The sequence below is a fragment of the Planosporangium spinosum genome (assembly GCF_049999945.1).
Lineage (GTDB): Bacteria > Actinomycetota > Actinomycetes > Mycobacteriales > Micromonosporaceae > Planosporangium > Planosporangium spinosum.
Genome location: NZ_JBLYUB010000003.1, coordinates 1 through 16,323 on the forward strand (window position 1 = coordinate 1; position 16,323 = coordinate 16,323).

The 16,323-nt window shown below is 72.7% G+C and carries 21 protein-coding genes; 13 read left to right on the plus strand and 8 right to left on the minus strand.

Features of this window, described 5'->3' with window-relative positions; all coding sequences use genetic code 11:
• The 5 genes from ACNTMW_RS04920 to ACNTMW_RS04940 form a co-directional block, all read right to left on the minus strand.
• A partial coding sequence (locus tag ACNTMW_RS04920) for an eCIS core domain-containing protein (protein ID WP_426632153.1) occupies positions 1-1,289 on the minus strand: 1,289 nt, incomplete at its 3' end.
• A 7-nt stretch (positions 1,290-1,296) separates the two neighbouring features.
• Entirely contained in the window at positions 1,297-1,464 is a 168-nt protein-coding gene (locus ACNTMW_RS04925; RefSeq protein ID WP_426632503.1) for a DUF6760 family protein, read from the minus strand.
• The gene (locus ACNTMW_RS04930; protein WP_426632154.1) at positions 1,458-1,856 is read right to left on the minus strand and encodes a hypothetical protein; all 399 of its coding nucleotides are present in this window, start codon (positions 1,854-1,856) and stop codon (positions 1,458-1,460) included. Before ACNTMW_RS04930 ends, ACNTMW_RS04925 begins: the two co-directional genes overlap by 7 nt.
• Positions 1,853-2,314 carry a phage tail protein gene (locus ACNTMW_RS04935; protein ID WP_426632155.1) on the minus strand — a complete coding sequence of 154 codons (462 nt, stop codon included), beginning with the start codon at positions 2,312-2,314 and terminating at the stop codon, positions 1,853-1,855. The genes ACNTMW_RS04930 and ACNTMW_RS04935 overlap by 4 nt, the downstream gene beginning before the upstream one ends.
• A 12-nt stretch (positions 2,315-2,326) precedes the next feature.
• A complete protein-coding gene (locus ACNTMW_RS04940; RefSeq protein ID WP_426632156.1) occupies positions 2,327-3,859 on the minus strand; it encodes a phage tail sheath family protein in 1,533 nt (510 codons plus the stop codon).
• Between the two features lie 182 nt (positions 3,860-4,041).
• Between ACNTMW_RS04940 and ACNTMW_RS04945 the strand changes: the two genes are divergently transcribed.
• On the plus strand, positions 4,042-4,749 hold the full coding sequence (locus tag ACNTMW_RS04945; protein ID WP_426632157.1) for a Pvc16 family protein: 708 nt from the start codon (positions 4,042-4,044) through the stop codon (positions 4,747-4,749).
• Positions 4,724-5,113, plus strand: coding sequence for a PAAR domain-containing protein (locus tag ACNTMW_RS04950; RefSeq protein ID WP_426632158.1), 390 nt, complete (start codon positions 4,724-4,726; stop codon positions 5,111-5,113). Before ACNTMW_RS04945 ends, ACNTMW_RS04950 begins: the two co-directional genes overlap by 26 nt.
• Before the next feature lie 107 nt (positions 5,114-5,220).
• On the opposite strand, the gene ACNTMW_RS04955 is transcribed toward ACNTMW_RS04950, so the two are convergent.
• Positions 5,221-5,859, minus strand: a complete 639-nt coding sequence (locus tag ACNTMW_RS04955) for a PilZ domain-containing protein (RefSeq protein ID WP_426632159.1) — start codon at positions 5,857-5,859, stop codon at positions 5,221-5,223.
• A gap of 222 nt (positions 5,860-6,081) precedes the next feature.
• On the opposite strand from ACNTMW_RS04955, the gene ACNTMW_RS04960 reads away from it, so the two are divergent.
• The 3 genes from ACNTMW_RS04960 (at position 6,082) to ACNTMW_RS04970 (ending at position 8,394) form a co-directional block, all read left to right on the plus strand.
• Positions 6,082-6,927 carry a S1 family peptidase gene (locus ACNTMW_RS04960; RefSeq protein ID WP_426632160.1) on the plus strand — a complete coding sequence of 282 codons (846 nt, stop codon included), beginning with the start codon at positions 6,082-6,084 and terminating at the stop codon, positions 6,925-6,927.
• A gap of 370 nt (positions 6,928-7,297) precedes the next feature.
• Entirely contained in the window at positions 7,298-7,717 is a 420-nt protein-coding gene (locus ACNTMW_RS04965) for a hypothetical protein (protein WP_426632161.1), read from the plus strand.
• 296 nt (positions 7,718-8,013) lie between these two features.
• The gene (locus tag ACNTMW_RS04970) at positions 8,014-8,394 is read left to right on the plus strand and encodes an SGNH/GDSL hydrolase family protein (RefSeq protein WP_426632162.1); all 381 of its coding nucleotides are present in this window, start codon (positions 8,014-8,016) and stop codon (positions 8,392-8,394) included.
• On the opposite strand, the gene ACNTMW_RS04975 is transcribed toward ACNTMW_RS04970, so the two are convergent.
• Positions 8,384-9,037, minus strand: coding sequence for a TetR/AcrR family transcriptional regulator (locus ACNTMW_RS04975; protein ID WP_426632163.1), 654 nt, complete (start codon positions 9,035-9,037; stop codon positions 8,384-8,386). The genes ACNTMW_RS04970 and ACNTMW_RS04975 overlap by 11 nt on opposite strands.
• 227 nt (positions 9,038-9,264) lie before the next feature.
• On the opposite strand from ACNTMW_RS04975, the gene ACNTMW_RS04980 reads away from it, so the two are divergent.
• From ACNTMW_RS04980 to ACNTMW_RS05015, 8 genes are all read left to right on the plus strand, one after another.
• Positions 9,265-10,572, plus strand: a complete 1,308-nt coding sequence (locus ACNTMW_RS04980) for an acyl-CoA dehydrogenase family protein (protein ID WP_426632504.1) — start codon at positions 9,265-9,267, stop codon at positions 10,570-10,572.
• Complete coding sequence (locus ACNTMW_RS04985) at positions 10,569-11,525, plus strand: SDR family oxidoreductase (protein WP_426632164.1); 957 nt, start codon at positions 10,569-10,571, stop codon at positions 11,523-11,525. The genes ACNTMW_RS04980 and ACNTMW_RS04985 overlap by 4 nt, the downstream gene beginning before the upstream one ends.
• A 37-nt stretch (positions 11,526-11,562) precedes the next feature.
• The gene (locus ACNTMW_RS04990; RefSeq protein ID WP_426632165.1) at positions 11,563-11,781 is read left to right on the plus strand and encodes a hypothetical protein; all 219 of its coding nucleotides are present in this window, start codon (positions 11,563-11,565) and stop codon (positions 11,779-11,781) included.
• Complete coding sequence (locus ACNTMW_RS04995) at positions 11,781-12,470, plus strand: histidine phosphatase family protein (protein WP_426632166.1); 690 nt, start codon at positions 11,781-11,783, stop codon at positions 12,468-12,470. Before ACNTMW_RS04990 ends, ACNTMW_RS04995 begins: the two co-directional genes overlap by 1 nt.
• Positions 12,471-12,482: 12 nt before the next feature.
• Positions 12,483-13,229 (plus strand): SDR family oxidoreductase, encoded by a 747-nt coding sequence (locus tag ACNTMW_RS05000; protein ID WP_426632167.1) that lies wholly within the window; start codon positions 12,483-12,485, stop codon positions 13,227-13,229.
• 131 nt (positions 13,230-13,360) lie between these two features.
• Positions 13,361-14,122 carry a hypothetical protein gene (locus ACNTMW_RS05005; RefSeq protein ID WP_426632168.1) on the plus strand — a complete coding sequence of 254 codons (762 nt, stop codon included), beginning with the start codon at positions 13,361-13,363 and terminating at the stop codon, positions 14,120-14,122.
• Positions 14,123-14,237: 115 nt separating this feature from the next.
• Positions 14,238-14,519: an SRPBCC family protein gene (locus ACNTMW_RS05010; protein ID WP_426632169.1), complete on the plus strand. Its 282-nt coding sequence runs from the start codon at positions 14,238-14,240 to the stop codon at positions 14,517-14,519.
• Positions 14,516-15,061, plus strand: a complete 546-nt coding sequence (locus ACNTMW_RS05015) for an HXXEE domain-containing protein (protein WP_426632170.1) — start codon at positions 14,516-14,518, stop codon at positions 15,059-15,061. Before ACNTMW_RS05010 ends, ACNTMW_RS05015 begins: the two co-directional genes overlap by 4 nt.
• Before the next feature lie 24 nt (positions 15,062-15,085).
• Here ACNTMW_RS05015 and ACNTMW_RS05020 read toward each other — a convergent pair whose 3' ends face one another.
• Positions 15,086-16,255 (minus strand): trans-sulfuration enzyme family protein, encoded by a 1,170-nt coding sequence (locus ACNTMW_RS05020; RefSeq protein WP_426632171.1) that lies wholly within the window; start codon positions 16,253-16,255, stop codon positions 15,086-15,088.
• Positions 16,256-16,323: the final 68 nt, after the last annotated feature.

Consider the following 16,323-nt stretch of genomic DNA (forward strand, 5'->3'; position numbering starts at 1 on the left):
GGGTCGTCGGGCGGTACCCGGTGGTGCAGCGCGGGCCGAGACAGGATTTCCAGTCCGGCGTCCTCGGCGGCCAGGGCGTCGGCCTCCAACCGTGCGCCCTCCGGTGACGACTCGGCCGGCAGGGACCCGCCGAGGTCGCGTTGCTGTACGGCGTGGACGAGTTCGTGGGCCAGCAGCGCGCGCCCCTGAGGGCCGGTCGCCTCACCGGCGGCCAGTGGCAGGTACACCTCCGCGTCTGCGGTGTAGGCCCGGGCGGCCAGGCGCTCGGCGCCGGAGTCGGCCGTCGGACCCCGGTGTACCGGTACGGCGCCGACATCGGTGCCGTACGCCGCCCGTACCTGCGCGGCGAGGTCGGGCGGGACCGGCTCGGTGCGGTCGGCCGCCGTCGGGTCCCCGCGTCCGGTCGGGCCGCCCGGCGGCGGGCCGTCGGGCGGGGCACCGGCTGCCTCGGCGGCGGCGGGCCGGGAGATGGGTGCCCCGAGGCCCAGCCGCCGGCTCTGCCCGACGCTGCGCCGCCCGTCCGGGCGCGGAAGACCGTCGCGGGCGTCCGGGCGCGGGTGGCCGTCGCGGGCGTCCGGGCGCGGGTGGCCGTCCGTCCGGGCGGGACCGGCCGGATAGCCCGGACGGACAGGGTCGGCGGGGCCACCCGGTCGTGGGGCGCTGCCGGGCGCCGGCCGGACCGGCATCGCGGCCAGCTCGGGCGGTATACCGGCTACGGGCAGCGGCGGCGGTGCGGCCCGCAGCCAGCCCGGTGCCCGGTACGGCACGGCCGGCTCACGTGCCGGTCCGACGTACGCGTCGACGGCCCGTACCAGCTCCGGTGCCGGCTGCGGCGGCCCGGCCACCACCCGAGGGTTGCGCCGTGGCGGCTCGGCGGCCGGCCCGGTACCCGCGCCGGCCGTGGGCACGACCACGTCGGCGGCCAGGGCGGTGGCCGGGGGCGCGGGCGGGTCCGGGGGTACGGGCGTGGCCAGTCCCCGCACCCGGCCGTGCGGGACCTGATCGTCGGGTACCCGGCCGGCCGCGGCCCTCGGGTTGGCGCCGGTCAATGGCCGGGTACCCGCCACGTCGGGCAGCGTCGCCGGGGCGAGGATCGGCGCGCGCAGCGCCACGGTGGTGGGGATCGGGGCGAGGGACCGCCACGCCGGCCGCTGCGGCCGGGCCGGCGCGGACCCGGCGGACGCGGTCCCGGTGGCGGCCGTGGCGCCGGTCCCGGTGGCGGGCGTGGTGCCGGGGTCGGTGGCGGGCGCGGCGGCGGGGCGGCTACGCCACGGCAGTGACCATCTCATCGTCGTTTCACCCGCCTTCCCCGTACTCCCGTCGTGTGTGGATCTTTCCGATCTCGTCCACCACCCGTTCCCGGACGGCGTGTTCGAGGTCGAGAATCTGGTCGAACGACCAGTGCAGGTAGTAGGCGACGTACGCGACCTCCGCCCAGAGCCGGTCGGACGCGTACGTCAGGATCCCCCCGGCGCATCACCCGCCAGGTCGACGGCGAAGTCGTGCCCGCAGGACGGGCAGGTGACCGCCGCCTCGGTACGGCCCTCCTGGTTGATCCGCCGGTACAGGTCCTGCAGGAACGCCAGATCGGAGGCGAACAGGTTCTCGACCACGAACGTGTCCACGCCCGCCAGTGAGCCCAGCCGGGTGACCGTGCGCTCCAGCAGAATGACGGTCAGGTACGAGGGGTTCTGGCGTACCCTCGGATCGGTCTGCGGCATGATCTCGTCGCGCGCGGTGGCCAGCCGCATGACACCCTCGCGGTGCACCTGGCCGTTCTCGTCGACGTAGCCCCGGGGCAGCGTGAACGGGTACTCGGTGCGCAGCGCCGGCGGGGCGGTCGCGGTTGTGCTCATGGCGCCACCCGCTGGATGTTCTCGCACACGATGGTGACGGTCTCCATCAGGACCTCGCTGGCCCCGGCCTTCAACGCGCCGATCTCGAGCTTTGCGGGCCAGGCGTGTTCCATGTGGTAGCGCGCGACCGGCTTGCCGTCGTAGTTGTACATCACCAGGGAGCAGCTCTTGCGGGCCGCGACGATGTCGCCGAGCAGGACCGCTTCGTGCCAGGCCCACAGCTCCATCGAGTTGTTCTTGCCCCGCTTGAGCACGATGGTCGGCGGCTTGCGCTTGCCGGGCAGCTTCTTGAAGATGACCTCCTTGTCGGAGGACTCCAGGAAGTCGACGGCCTCGACCTCGGTGGTGATCCCGGACAGCTCCGAGAACGACGCGATCTCATAGCCGTCGATAGTGATCGAGAAACGGGCCGCGGTCAGCGCGTCGTTCGGCTGCTGCGGCCCCAGTCCGCCGGGCATCCGTGGACCTCCTTACTCCTCGAGCCCAGCGCCCTCGGCGAACTGGGAGATCCGGAAGATGACGAACTCGGCCGGCTTCACCGGCGCGATACCGATCTCGACGGTCAGCATGCCGGCGTCGCGGTTCTCCGGCGGGTTGTTCTCCTCGTCGCACTTGACGTAGAACGCCTCCGCCGGGGTACGCCCGAACAGCGCGCCGTCGCGCCACACCCGGCGCAGGAACATCGTGACGGTCCGGTTGACCGAGTCCCACAGCTTCGGGTCGTTGGGTTCGAAGACCACCCAGTTGGTGCCCTGGAGGATGGACTTCTCGACGTAGTTGAACAGCCGGCGGACGTTGAGGTAGCGCCACTCCGGGTCGCTGGACAGCGTGCGCGCCCCCCACACCCGGATGCCCTGGCCCGGGAACGTCCGGATGCAGTTGATCCCGTCCGGGTTGAGCTGGTCATGCTCGCCCTTGGTGAGGTTCAACTCCAGCGCGATCGCCCCGCGCACGATCTCGTTCGCGGGGGCCTTGTGTACTCCGCGGGTGGCGTCGTTACGGGCCCAGATGCCGGCGACGTGACCGCTGGGCGGCAGGAACGCCGGCCGCCCCGCCACCGGGTCCATCACCTTGATCCAGGGGTAGTAGACGGCCGCGTACTTGGAGTCGACGTTGGCCTCGGCCCGCCACCGCTTGACCTGCTGGGCGGTGAGGCCGGGCGGGGTGTCCAGGATGGCGACCCGGTCGGCCATCAGCTCGCAGTGCGTGATCATCGCCGCCTGTACCGCCAGGACGCCCTCGTCGTCGAGCAGGTCCTGCTGACGGGCGGCCATCAGGTCCGGTACGCACAGCATGGTGATCTCGTCGATGGCCTCCAGGCCGGCGAACCCGGTCCGGTCGGCGACGTCACCGACGTAGTCGCGGGCGGAGACGGCCAGCTCCGCGGCCGGCTCGGCCGCCAGCGTGACCGCGGCTCCCTTGCGCGGCGCGAGCACCGGCCGGCCCTTGACCTCCTCGACGGCGATCAGCGTGGACTGCTGCTTCACCGCGGTGACGACGTTGGTGGGGCCGCGCTTCGTGGTCAGCCCCTCGAGCGTCTCGACGGTCCGGCCGCCCTGCTTGACGACCAGCGTGAACGCGTCGTCGGGCCCGCCGGCGGTCGGGGTCACCTCGACGGTCAGGTCGGCCGGTGGGGCGCCGTCGCCGTCGTTTGTGGCCAGTGCCCGTACCGTGAACGCCGGCCGGTCCGGCTCGTCGCCGGCGGCGGGCAGCTCGCCGCGCACCACCGACGGCGCCTGCCCGCCGATGCGGACCACGTACCCGGTGCCGCCGCCGTTGGCGAAGTACCCGTAGACGGCGTGGGCCAGGTACGACCCGGGCATGAAGCCACCGAACGTCTGCGTGAACTGGGTCCAGTTGGTGACCAGGACGGGCTGGTTGACCGGGCCGCGCTCGGCGAAGCCGACGAACGCGGCGACCGCGGTACCCGCCGCCTCGATCGGTTTCGAGCCGGAGGAGACCTCCTCGACGTACACGCCGGGCGACAGGTAACTGCTGGGCATAGGGCCTCCAAGGGACCGCCACTGACGTTGAGTCAGCGTCGCCAATCCGCCCATCCGTCCGGCACCGGCCACGGGGCGGCGCGCCGGGTACCGTCGGCTGCCCTTTCGGGCGGCCAGCAGCGCGCACCGCGCCGCCCCCGCAGTCCTGCCACCACCCGCGCGGCACCGGTGATCCTGAGCGGGTGATCGGAGAGGTCGGCGCGGCCCTGCGCGCGTTGTTCGACCCGCTGCTGCCGCCGGACGCGACGGTACGGCTCGGTGCGCCGCCCCCCGAGGACGGGCACGACGTGCTCAACCTCTTCCTGGCCGAGGTGCGCGAGGACAGCCGCGGCGTGGCCGCCGACTGGGACGACGTCCGCGACGAGCACGGGATACTGCTCGGCCGGCGCCCGCCGACCCGGCGGTTCAACCTGCTCTACCTGGTCACGTCCTGGGCCGCCGATCCGTACCGGGAGCAGAGGCTGCTCGACGTGGTGCTGGCCGGTGTGGTCCCGGAGCGGCGACTGGACCAGAAGCTGCTCACCGGGGCGCTGGCCGAGTCGCCCACCCCGGTGCTGGTACGTTTCGCCGACGCCGGCACCGACCTGTACCGCGCGTTCGGCCCGCCGACCCGTACGGTGTTGGGCCTGGTGGTCAACGCGCCGCTGGTACGCGCGCTGGACACCGACCTCGCCGCGCCGGCGGAGCGGTTGACGCTCGATACCCGCCGGGGTGCCGCCGGCCGTCCCGAGCCGGGTCGGCGCCGCCACCCGGGCGGCTGGCGGTCCGCACGGGTGGCGGAGACGCCGGTCCACGGCGCGCGGGAGACGCCGGTCCACGGCGCGCGGGAGACGCCGGTCCACGGCGCGCGGGAGGGGGAGCCGGATGCCACCGGCGGCCAAGCAGGGTGACCCGGTTGTCGGTACCGACACGCACATCGTGCTGGTGCCCTCGCCCGGTGGGCCGGTACCCACCCCGATGCCGCTGCCGTTCAGCGGCACGCTGACCGGGGGATGCAGCCCGGATGTCCGCATCGAGGGGCGGCCCGCCGCCGTCGTCGGCGCGACGGCGACCAACAGTCCGCCGCACGTGCCACCCGGGGGTACTTTCCAGAGCCCGCCGACGAACCAGGGCACGGTCGTCGTGGGCAGCGCAACGGTAATGATCAACAACAAGCCGGCCGCCCGGGTCGGCGACCAGGTGCAGACCTGCAACGACCCCGCTCCGGCCCCGACCTCGACCATCCAGGGCGCGAGCACCGTCTGGGTTGGTTAACCCCCATGATCCTGAAGGATTCTCCGTGCCGGGACACGGAGAATCCTTCAGGATCATGGGTTCGCGGCGTGGGTGTGGCGTGGGCACGGGCGTGGCGCGGGCGCGGGTCAGTCGGCGTAGCGCTGTTTGCGGCGCTCCTCCAGCTCCAGTTGGTACAGGTAGCGGCGGACCTTCTGCGCGTCGCGCTCGCCGAGATCGAAGGTGACCACCACGTCGGAACCGGGACCCTGGGGCGGTGGGCGCAGCGAGGCCACCGCGCCGGCGGTGTCGACCGGGTCGCCGCCGAGCGGGAGGTGCACGCGGACCGGCTCGCCGGGCTGGAAGTCGCAGGCCGCGAGGTGGCAGCGCAGACCACCCTCGCTGAGGTCGATCACCCCGCCGACGGTCGGCCGTGCGCGGTCGGCGCCGGTCGTCCGGTACAGGTGGACGCTGCCGCCGGCCGCGCCGCGGACGAACTTGCGGCGGTTCTCCGCGCGGACGTCGCCGGCCACCTCCACCACCCACCGCGGCGGCTGCTGCTGCCGGATCAGTTCGGTCAGCCGCACCGGCACGACGTGGCGGGACCGGGCGACCGGCCAGCCGACGGTCAGGATCGAGCCCACCTCGGGCGGTTCCAGGTCGCCGGCACCGATGGGCGCCGCCACGGTCAGGACGTCGTCGGCCCGGGCCTCGACGCGTGAGCGGTACACCCGCTCGCCGTCCACGACCAGTTCGATCAAGCTGTTGATGCCGGGGATCTCGCTCACCGCGCACCGCCCTTCCCGTCCGATGGCGGAAGGCGCAGGCGGATGCGGACATCCGGCCACCTTCCGTACCGCACTCCGGAGTGTCGGCACGCGCGGGGCGGGGTTGAGGACTTTCGCCGCCGCCGGTGCGCAGGCTGCGGGCCCGTCCCGTCCGGGGGTGTCCCTATGGGATCTGTCAAGCGGCGACGGGGCGGTAGGACGTGGTGAACTACACCCCCCGCGTTGGCGAGGAAAATCCGCCTTCGTTTCGACTCCGACCGGGTGGTCGTGCGGCTGGGAGTCCTTGCCCGGCCAGCCGTGCTGCGCGTTCCAGAAGCGCAGGCGCAGATCAATCTCACGCAGCCCGGTAGCGAAGGCGGTGTCACCGCGCAAGACTCACTGGGGTCCTGTCCCACCAACGTCTACTGCACCCCGACCCGGGGTGGCGTGCTCCTGCAACAGGCGTCCGGCGGCTATGTCTGGAGTTGCACCTCCACGGTGTTGGGGGTTGACCGGGCTGGTCGAAACGCGACCCTCACTGCCGGGCACTGCTTCGACGACCCCAACGCCCCGGTCTACGCCGGTCGGACATCCCCGGAGATAAGCGGCTATCGACTGGGGTATCGAGGTGACCGGAATTTCGCGGGCACTGCGGACGTCGAGGAGGTCGAGTGGTTTGGCAACAATGGCGGTTTCGACAAGCTGAACAACTGCCTGATCGACTACTCGCAGGATTGCCGCCGGGTGACGAGAAGTGGCAGCGGCGATGATTTCGCCGTTGGCCGTAGCGTCCAAAAGAGTGGCATCACCACGCACCTGACTTCTGGCAGTGTGACTCGTAGTAGCGTCAACGTCAACATCGACGACAACGGATTCATTGTGTCACTCGCCGACCAGTTGGAGACAAGCGCATGTGTGAGGCCGGGCGACAGCGGCGGTCCATTGTTCTCGGGATCTACACTGCTCGGGATCACGTCTGCGGTCGGCGGGCTTGACGACAGTGGAAACTGTACTGTCAATACCCGCTCGTACTTCAGCAAGATTGGAAACGCTACGGCTGCCATCGGTTTCTCCCCACGCTATTCTTGACGGCACCCGTGCGGATGACTGAGGACGTCCCATCGTGATGACAGGCTTTGGACCGGCCCGCAGGCAACCGTCGGACAGGCGTACCCGTCAACCATCGGCCGCGGGTGCTTCCGGGGGCCACGCGCAGAGGCTCACCAGGATCCTGGCGGGCATCCTCGCGGGGCCGGTCCTGGCCGTCGCGTTCTTCGTCGGCGGATGCGCCGGCGCCGGTGGCTCGCGGCCGGGAGGTCCGGCTGCGAGCCCGGCCGACAGTTCTCCCGCTGCTGCCGGACCGCCAGCATCGGCGCGCGCGGCGCAGCCGTGTACGACCGCGCCGCCCGACATGTCCGCGCGGGGCGCGTCCCAAGGCCATCGGGTCGACGAGGCGGTGGTGAGCAGGGTTCGCCAGTACCTGGATGCGCATCCCGACGACTCGGGTCAGTTGATCGTCGACGACGGGGTTGCCGGCGGTCGGGTGTACGCGGGGTTCGTGTCCCGGTGGTGCGATCATCGGGACGCCCTCAGGCGGCTCGCCGGTACCGACGCCGGTGTCGAGGTGTTCGCGGTCGCACAGTCCTCCGCGGACGGCAAGCGGCTCGCGGACCGGGTCATGGCCGCCGGTACCGCGCTGCGTCGCGCCGGGATCCAGCTCGCCACCGCGGGTGTCGACGCTCGTACCGGGTTGACGTCGGTCACCACGCCGAACGATCCGGCTACGGCACGCGAGGCGATTCTTCGGGAACTGGGGCTCAACGCCGACGCTCCACTCGTCGTCACCCGCGGGTCGGTCATCGTCCCGGCGGCGCCCTGACTGTCGGCGGCCGGGCATCCGGCTCAGTTCAGTTCGTGTTGCGGGCGCGCCGGACATGCCCTGGGTGACTCGTTACCGCCGGGTACGCCAGCTGCCTCACCCGTCCTCGGCTGCCCGCGCAACTCGTGGTCCGCCGAGGACGGGTACGGGGTGGTGGAGGGCCGCTACCAGCGCAGCCTCGTCGGGAACCCGGCGATCAGGGGCCGGGCCGCCAACGACGCCCGGCCCAGTGCCCGGGTCGCCGACCCGCCGATCCGCCGTGGCGGCGGATCGGCTTTCCCTGCTCTGCTCCGCAGGTGTTGGCGTTTCCTGCCCGGCCTGAAGGTCGGAGTATCCACGGAAGGAATCTGCTGACCCCGGTCGCGGACTTCGTCACCGCGGTGGTCCGGTCGGTGTGGTCGCGGGGCGTGTGCCCATCGCTGCTGGCCAGTCCGACGTCCACCGCGCCGGTGGACGCGGCCCGGCGGCAGGCCTTCCGCGACCGCGTCGACGCCTACAACAACGCCCTCGCGCGCGCCTGCGACCGGTACGGGCCGCACTGCCGGTGGGACGGTGGCGCCGTGTACCGGGCCGCCTTCGATCTCGACCGGCTGTCCGTGCTGGACTTCTTCCACCCGAGCTCCGCCGGGCAGGACGAGATCGCCCGGCTGACCTGGCCGGAGACGTTCACCTGGTAGTCGCCGCGCCGTCGCCGACCGGCAGGTCGCGGGCGCGGGTCAGCAGGTCCGTCAGGGTCGCCGCCGCGTACCGGACCAGGGCGTCGGGTGTGGTCACCCGCTGCTCGGCCCGGTCCACGGCAAGGCTCTCCACCAGCGACCACCAGGCCCGTACGGTCATCCGGGAGGTCGGAGTCGCCGGTACCCGCAGGGCGGCCAGCGCGCGCTCGGTGAGGGTGTCGCGGATGTCCTCGAAGATCTCCCGGATGTCGGGGTCGGCGCCCGCGCCGCCCCGGAAGAACGCGGTGTAGGGCTCGAGGTGGCGGTCGATGAACCCGACGAACGCCGCGACGATGGACCGCAGCTGCTCGGCCGCCGCCACCTCCGGGTCGGCCTGCGCCGCGTTGAGCAGCCGGCGGGCGGCGGCCCGGACGACGGCCGTGTAGTAGTGCTGCTTGGTCGGGAAGTAGTGGAACAGCAGGCCGCGCGAGATGCCGGCCTCCGCGGCCACCGCGTCGACCGACAGTGCGTGGATCGGGCGGCTGGCCAGCATCTGCAGCCCGATCCCGATGAGCTGCCGGCGCCGGTCGTCCTGGCTGAGCCGCCGGCTGCGGGTCTCCCCGGCGGTGTGCGGGGTCGCTCGGCGGGCGGGCTGGTCGGTCATGGCTGACTCCCCGCTGACGTGGTCTCTTGAGCAATGCTCAACATACCGCTAAGTTGGCGTTGAGCATTGCTCAAGAAGCTGGTTCGACCTGTCCGGGCTGGTGGGACGTGACCGGGCTGGCGAAGGTGTCCGGCCGGGTTGAGCGGTGCCCGACCGGGGTGGGCGGTGCCCGGCCCGGAGGTGTCGCCGGGCCGTTCCCGGTACGAAGCGTCGCGGGAGGCGATCCGGTGGACTTCACGCCGTCCGCCCGGTCCAGGGAGTACCTGGAGCGGGTGCAGGAGTTCATGCGCACCGAGATCGAGCCGGTCGAGGCCGCGCTCCTCGCCGCGCTGGGTGACCGCGACGGCCGCACCGCGGGCCGCGAGGGCGACGGTGGTATCGCCGGCCGCGAGGGCGACGGTGGTATCGCCGGCCGCGACGGCGGTGGCGGGGCCGACCCGTGGACAGTCCCGCCGCGGATCCGCGATCTTCAGCGCAAGGCCCGGGCGGCCGGCCTGTGGAACCTGTTCATGCCGGACGAGACGTACGGCGTCGGCCTGTCCAACGTGGAGTACGCCCCGCTCGCCGAGGCGATGGGACGGTCGGCGATCGCGCCGGTGGTGTTCAACTGCGCCGCGCCGGACACCGGCAACATCGAGGTGTTCTACCACTACGGCAGCGAGGAGCAGCGCAACCGCTGGATGGTGCCGCTGCTGGAGGGGCGCATCCGGTCGGCATTCTGCATGACCGAGCCGGACGTCGCGTCCTCGGACGCCACCAACATGGCCGCGACCGCCGTGCTCGACGGCGACGAGGTCGTGCTCAACGGGCGCAAGTGGTGGAGCACCGGCGTGGGCCACCCCGACTGCGACGTACTCGTCTTCATGGGCGTCACCGACCCGACCGCCCACCGCTACCTGCGCCATTCAATGGTCGCGGTGCCCCGTGACACGCCGGGGGTGCGGGTCGAGCGGATGCTCCCGACGATGGGCTTCTACGACGAGCCGGGCGGGCACGGGGAGGTGTCCTTCACCGACGTCCGGCTGCCCGCCAGCGCGATCATCGCCGGTCCCGGCCGGGGCTTCGAGATCGCCCAGGGGCGTCTGGGGCCGGGCCGGGTGCACCACTGCATGCGCCTGATCGGCCTCGCCGAGCGCGCGCTCGAACTCGCCTGCCGGCGGGGCGTCAGTCGCACCGCGTTCGGCAAGCCGCTGGTCAACCTCGGCGGCAACCGGGAGCGCATCGCCGACGCGCGGATCGCCATCCAGCAGGCCCGCCTGCTGGTGCTGCACACCGCCTGGCTGCTGGACACCGACGGGATCGGGGCGGCGCTGTCGGCGGTCTCCCAGATCAAGGTGGCGGTGCCGACGATGGCCCAGCAGGTCGTCGACATGGCCATCCAGCTGCACGGTGGGGCCGGCCTGTCCAACGACCTTCCCCTCGCCGGAGCGTGGACGACCGCGCGGGCCATCCGGCTGGCGGATGGCCCCGACGAGGTGCACCGTGGCGTCGTCGCGCGCCTGGAGTTGGCGCCCTACCTGGAGGAGGCCCGATGAGCGAGGCGAACACCGGCCGGCAGGCGCCGGCCACCGGCGCCGGATCCGGCCGGCACGCGCCGGCCACCGGTGCAGACTGCGGCCGGCGGGTTCTGGTCACCGGCGCCGGATCCGGCCTGGGCCGGGCGATCGCCGCCCGGTTCGCCGCCGACGGGTGCCGGGTACTGCTCACCGACGTCAACGCCGATGCCGTCGCCGAGGCGGCCGCCGCCCTCGGCGACCCGTCCCGCATCGCTGCGCTGTCCCTGGACGTCACCGACGACGACGCGTGGGCGCGGGCCCGGGTGTGGTGCGAGGAGAACTGGGGCGGCCTGGACATCCTGGTCAACAACGCCGGCGTGGCCGCGGCCGGGCGCGTCGACGCGATACCGATCGAGGACTGGCGCTGGATCCTCGAGACCAACCTGATGAGCGCCGTCCGCGGCTGCCGTACCTTCGTGCCGCTCCTCAAGGCGCAGGGGCACGGGCATGTGGTCAACGTGGCGTCGCTGGCCGGGCTGCTGACCCCACCCGCGATGAGTTCCTACAACGTCACCAAGGCGGCGGTGGTCGCGCTGTCGGAGACGTTGCGCTCCGAACTGGAGCCGTACGGCATCCGTACCACGGTGGTCTGCCCGGGCTTCGTGCGGACCAATCTGGCCTCGTCCGTCCGGAGCCCGGACCCGGCGATGGTGGATCTGACCCATAAGCTGGTCAACGGGTCGAAGCTCACGCCTGAGCAGGTCGCCGACCGGGTCGTGGTCGCTGTCGACCGGGGCCGCTTCCTCGTGCTGACCGAGCTCGTCGGGCGGGTGGCGTGGCTGGCCAAGCGGTACGTCCCGGCGCTGGTGCACCGCCAGACGGTAGCGGCGGCGCGGCGGCTGCGCGCCCGCATCGAGAGCGGCCACGTCGACGGCCGCCACCCGGACAGCGACCGCACCGACGGTGACGTCCGCGCCGGAGCCGGGCGATGACCGTCGGCACCGGGACCGTCCGCGCCGGAGCCGGCCGATGACCGTCGACACGGGCGGTGCGGGCGACGTCGGCACCTGGGCCTGCTACGAGGTGTTCGGCCTGTTCCGGCTCGCCGTCATCGCCCAGCGGATCTCCTGCCGCTATCACCACCGGCGGACCCGCAACCGCGCGTTCCGGCACTACTGGATCATGGTGGGCTACCTCGACCTCCGGTGTCGGCGACTGATCCGCGCGACCGAACGCGGGAGCCGCTGATGGGAGTGCTGTACCTGGTCCGGCACGGGCAGGCCACCGGCAACGACGGCAGCTACGACGCCCTGTCGGAGCTGGGGCGCGAGCAGGCCCGGGCGGCCGGCGCCGAGCTGGCGCGCCGGGGCGTGCGGCCCGACCGGATCGTCACCGGCGAGCTACGCCGCCAGCGCGAGACCGCCGACGAGCTGCTGGCCGGGCTCGGCGCGCCGGTGCCGGAGCCCGTCGTGGACGGCCGCTGGGACGAGTACGACCACGTCGACCTGCTCGCCGTCCGGGAACCCCGCCACCGCGACCCGATCGCGCTCGCCACTGACCTCGGCGCCGCCGACCGGCCCGGCCGGGCCCTCCAGGAGCTGCTCGACGCCGCCCTGCGGGACTGGACCGCGTCGCGGACCGGCGGGCACGCCGAGACCTGGTCCGCCTTCGCTGGCCGGGTCCGGGCCGCTCTCGATGACGTCGTCGCGGCCGGCCGGGCGGCGACCACCGTGGTGGTGACCTCGGGCGGCCCGATCAGCGCCGTCTGCGCCGCCCTGCTGGGCGTACCGGCCGAGGGCTGGCTCGCGCTCAACCGGGTCATGGTGAACGCGAGCATCACGACCGTCCTGCTGGGCGGCCAGGGTGTCTCGCTGCTGACCTACAACGACCATGCCCACGTCGCCGGCGACGGCCGCCGGTTGCTCACCTACCGCTGAGAGGGTCCGTACGTGCGCCGCAACATCCTCATCACCGGAGCCAGCTCCGGACTCGGTCGCGGGATGGCCCGCGAGTTCGCCGCCCGTGGTCGCAACCTGGCGCTGTGTGCCCGCCGCGCCGACCGCCTGGAGGAGCTGCGCGCCGAGCTGCTCGCCGCCCACCCGGGAATCACGGTCAGCGTGCGCAGCCTCGACGTCGACGACCACGACCAGGTCTTCGAGGTCTTCCGGGCCTTCCGCGCCGACCTCGGCTCGCTGGACCGGGTCGTCGTCAACGCCGGCCTGGGCAAGGGGCAGCCGATCGGCACCGGCTACTTCTACGCCAACGTGCAGACCGCGCGGACCAACGTGCTCGGTGCCCTGGCCCAGTGCGAGGCCGCGATGGAGGCGTTCCGCGATCAGCAGGCGGGGCACCTGGTCGTCGTCTCGTCCATGAGCGCGCTGCGCGGGATGCCGCGCAACATGACCATGTACGCGGCGAGCAAGGCCGCCGTCGCCACCCTTGCCGAGGGCATCCGTGCCGACGTCCTCGGCTCCGGCATCACCATCACCACGATCTACCCCGGCTACATCCGCTCGGAGATGAACGAGAAGGTCAAGAAGGCCCCGTTCATGATCGATACCGAGACGGGTTGCCGGTTGCTCGCCGCGGCGATCGAGCGGGAGCCCGCCAAGGCGTACGTGCCGCGCTGGCCGTGGGTGCCGCTGTCGGTCGCCATGCGGACACTGCCACTGTCGGTGGTCCGCCGAATGACCTGACCACGTTCGACGGCCGGGCGGCCGGCCTCCCCGATGACCGGTCGGCCGGATGGACGGCCTGACCGCGCTCGGCGACCGGACGGAAACCCAAAAGGCAGGGTCCGGCAACCGAGCATGGTGATCATTGCCGAGTGCACACATGGCAAGACTGGGTTGGCGCCGCGGTCTACGTGGACGACCGGGTCCGGGCGACCGTCGTGGAGGTCGACGCCGACGGCGTCACCCTGGACTCCTCGACCGGGGACTGGTTGCCACTGCGCCCCTTCGACGTCATCAGCCTCATTCGTACGAGGCCGATGAGCCGCTGGTGGGCGGCGGTTCGCGAGGTCACCGACAGGTCCCTGCGGCTGGGGCCTCCCGTGCACGACGACGTGGAGCGCCGTCGCTTTCCCCGCCGCGCGCTGTCCGCGCCGGTGTCCGTGTGGTGGCCCGGCGCCGGGGCCGACAGCAACGGCCTGACCACCGACGTGTCGATCGGCGGGTTCTCGGCCGTCTTCGATCACCTCCCGCCGGAGGGGAGCGCGATCGCGGCACGCCTGGACGGATTGCCCCGGCCGATCGTCGCCGTCGCCACGTGCCTGTCAGCAAACGGCGACCAGGCCCGCTTCGCGTTCCACGACATCGGCGCACTGGATGTCGAGATCCTTACCGCGATCACCCTGTCGCGCCCGGTCCGCAAACGCGTGGTCGCCAGCGGGGAAGCGGTTCTCTGGTCGACCCTCGGCAGCCAGCCCGTCACCATCCGGTCCACTCCACTGGGCGGTGTCGTGACCGGGGCGGCCCGGTGCCCGTCGCGTAAGGAGCACGTCATCCTGGAATCTCAGGGGGTCCTGCACCGGGCCGAGGTCATCTCGGTCGGCGGCGGTGTGCCCAGACTGGGCTGGCTGGACTAGGTAGTGTCGCAGAAGTGGCGCGCTGTCAGCCGAGACCGGCTCGCCGCAGGATCTCGACGATGACGGTCGCTTCGCTGCCGACATCGTGCGCGATCTCCCGGTACTTGTCGGCCGCATGACGGTCATCGAGCTGGCGGACCAGCCAGGGGCCTGCCGGCTCACCGTCACCCACGACCTGACCGGCGCGCCGGCCACCGCCGCGCTGACCGGCGGAGCGCTGGAGGACACCGGCGCCGGTGGCGGGTGGGCCTGGGTGCTCAGCGACCTCAAGACCCTCGTCGAGACGGGCAGCGCCTTCTCCGCCTGGCCCGGTCGGCGGCGGGAGCCGTGGGGCGCCACCGAGCCCCGCGTGCCGCCGGTTTTCCTTCAGTCTCGGACCGTATCGTCGACCGGATGACCATGGAGCCGAACCGCGACCGCGCCCTGCCGGCCGCCGCCACGTGGGGACTGTGGGTCGCCTGGGCGATCCACGACGCCGAGGAGTTGGCCACGATGAGCGGCTGGGTCGACCGGGCCCGGCCGCGACTGCGGGCGCGGTTCCCGCGGGTGCCCGACCGGGTCTGGGACCGGATGCGCGTCACGCCCGCGCATGCCGGGATCGCGATCGGCGCGGTCGGCGCGCTGGTGGCGGTCGCGGCGGCGCGCGGTGCCCGCACCGGCGGCCGCAGCCGGTTCTACCAGGCGACGCTGGCCGGCTTCGGCCTGCACGCGGGTACCCACGTCGCGCAGGCGGTCGTCACCGGCGGGTACACGCCGGGCGTGGTGACCGCGCCGCTGCTGGTCGCTCCGTACTCGCTATGGGCCTGGCGGCGTCTGGGCAAGGCCGGCGTGCCCCGGCGCGCCGGCGCGGCGGCGGTCACCGCCGCCGCGTTGCTGCCGGCCGCCGCCATCGCCGCGCACGCCGTGGCCCGGGTGCTGGCACCCGGCAAGCGCGACTGACGGCCACGCACCCCCGCCGTCGGATCAGCCGTCGAGCGCCTGCGCCAGGTCGGCCTTCAGGTCCTCGACGTCCTCCAGTCCGATGGACAGTCGTACGACGTCGGCGCCCGGGCGGGCGGCCGCGGGTACCGGGCGGTGGGTCAGCGACGCCGGGTGCTGGATGAGGGAGTCCACACCGCCGAGGGAGACGGCGTGGGTGAACAGGCGCACCCGGTTGGTGACCCGGACGGCGTGCTCGTACCCGCCGGCGAGCTGGACGGCGAGCATCGCGCCCGGGCCGCGCATCTGCTGGCCGAGCAGCCCGGTCGGGTCGGCCAGCGTCGGGTAGTACACCCGCCGCACGGCGGGGTGACCGGCGAGCCAGACCGCGGTCTTCTCCGCGCTGGCCTGCTGGGCCCGTAGCCGTACCGGCAGTGTCGTCAGTCCGCGGTGCAGCAGGTAGCCGGCCAGCGGGTGCATCAACGCCCCGGTCACCGCCCGGATCCGGCGCAGCGCCGCGGCCCAGGTGGCACCGGTGGCGACCACACCGCCGACGACGTCGCCGTGGCCACCGAGGTACTTGGTGGCGCTGTGCAGGACGAGCGCCGCGCCGTGCCGGGCGGGGTTCTGCAGAACCGGGGTGGCGAACGTGTTGTCCACCAGGACCGGGCGCCCGCCGGCGGCGTCGACGACGGCCGTGATGTCGACCAGGTCGAGGGTCGGGTTCGCGGGGGTCTCCAGGACGACCAGGCAGGTGTCGGGGCGGACCGCGGCGGCGACCTCGGCCGCGGTGCAGTAGCTGACCTCGACGTCGAGCAGTCCGGAGCCGAGCAGGTGGTCGGTGCCGCCGTAGAGTGGGCGGACCGCGACCACGTGGGCGCCGCCGGTCTCGGCCTTGGCGGCCAGGACGGTCGCGGTCACCGCGGCCATGCCGGAGGCGAACGCGACGGCTTCCTCGGTGCCTTCGAGCTGGGCGAGCGCGCTCTCGAACCGGGCCACCGTCGGGTTCCACAGCCGCTGGTAGACGAAACCGCCGTCGGTGACCGGGTGTCCGCCGGTGGCCATCGACTCGTACGACGAGCCACCGCACTCGATGTCGGGCAGCGGGTTCGTCGACGACAGGTCCAGCGGCGGCGCGTGGACGCCCAGGGCGGCCAGGTCGTCCCGGCCGGCGTGCACGGCCAACGAGTCGAACGAAAGAACCTTGCTGTCCATGCGAAGATGCTGCAAGGAACTGACGTCTGACTCAATAGCCGCCGAAGACTATTCGGCAACAGGCCCGG

Bases quoted from the DNA above. Each gene is read 5' to 3' on its own strand.
- ACNTMW_RS04930 (WP_426632154.1), bottom strand. From the start codon at position 1,856: ATGAGCACAACCGCGACCGCCCCGCCGGCGCTGCGCACCGAGTACCCG.
- ACNTMW_RS04935 (WP_426632155.1), bottom strand. From the start codon at position 2,314: ATGCCCGGCGGACTGGGGCCGCAGCAGCCGAACGACGCGCTGACCGCG.
- ACNTMW_RS04940 (WP_426632156.1), bottom strand. From the start codon at position 3,859: ATGCCCAGCAGTTACCTGTCGCCCGGCGTGTACGTCGAGGAGGTCTCC.
- ACNTMW_RS04950 (WP_426632158.1), top strand. From the start codon at position 4,724: ATGCCACCGGCGGCCAAGCAGGGTGACCCGGTTGTCGGTACCGACACG.
- ACNTMW_RS04975 (WP_426632163.1), bottom strand. From the start codon at position 9,037: ATGACCGACCAGCCCGCCCGCCGAGCGACCCCGCACACCGCCGGGGAG.
- ACNTMW_RS04985 (WP_426632164.1), top strand. From the start codon at position 10,569: ATGAGCGAGGCGAACACCGGCCGGCAGGCGCCGGCCACCGGCGCCGGA.
- ACNTMW_RS04990 (WP_426632165.1), top strand. From the start codon at position 11,563: ATGACCGTCGACACGGGCGGTGCGGGCGACGTCGGCACCTGGGCCTGC.
- ACNTMW_RS04995 (WP_426632166.1), top strand. From the start codon at position 11,781: ATGGGAGTGCTGTACCTGGTCCGGCACGGGCAGGCCACCGGCAACGAC.
- ACNTMW_RS05010 (WP_426632169.1), top strand. From the start codon at position 14,238: ATGACGGTCATCGAGCTGGCGGACCAGCCAGGGGCCTGCCGGCTCACC.
- ACNTMW_RS05015 (WP_426632170.1), top strand. From the start codon at position 14,516: ATGACCATGGAGCCGAACCGCGACCGCGCCCTGCCGGCCGCCGCCACG.
- ACNTMW_RS05020 (WP_426632171.1), bottom strand. From the start codon at position 16,255: ATGGACAGCAAGGTTCTTTCGTTCGACTCGTTGGCCGTGCACGCCGGC.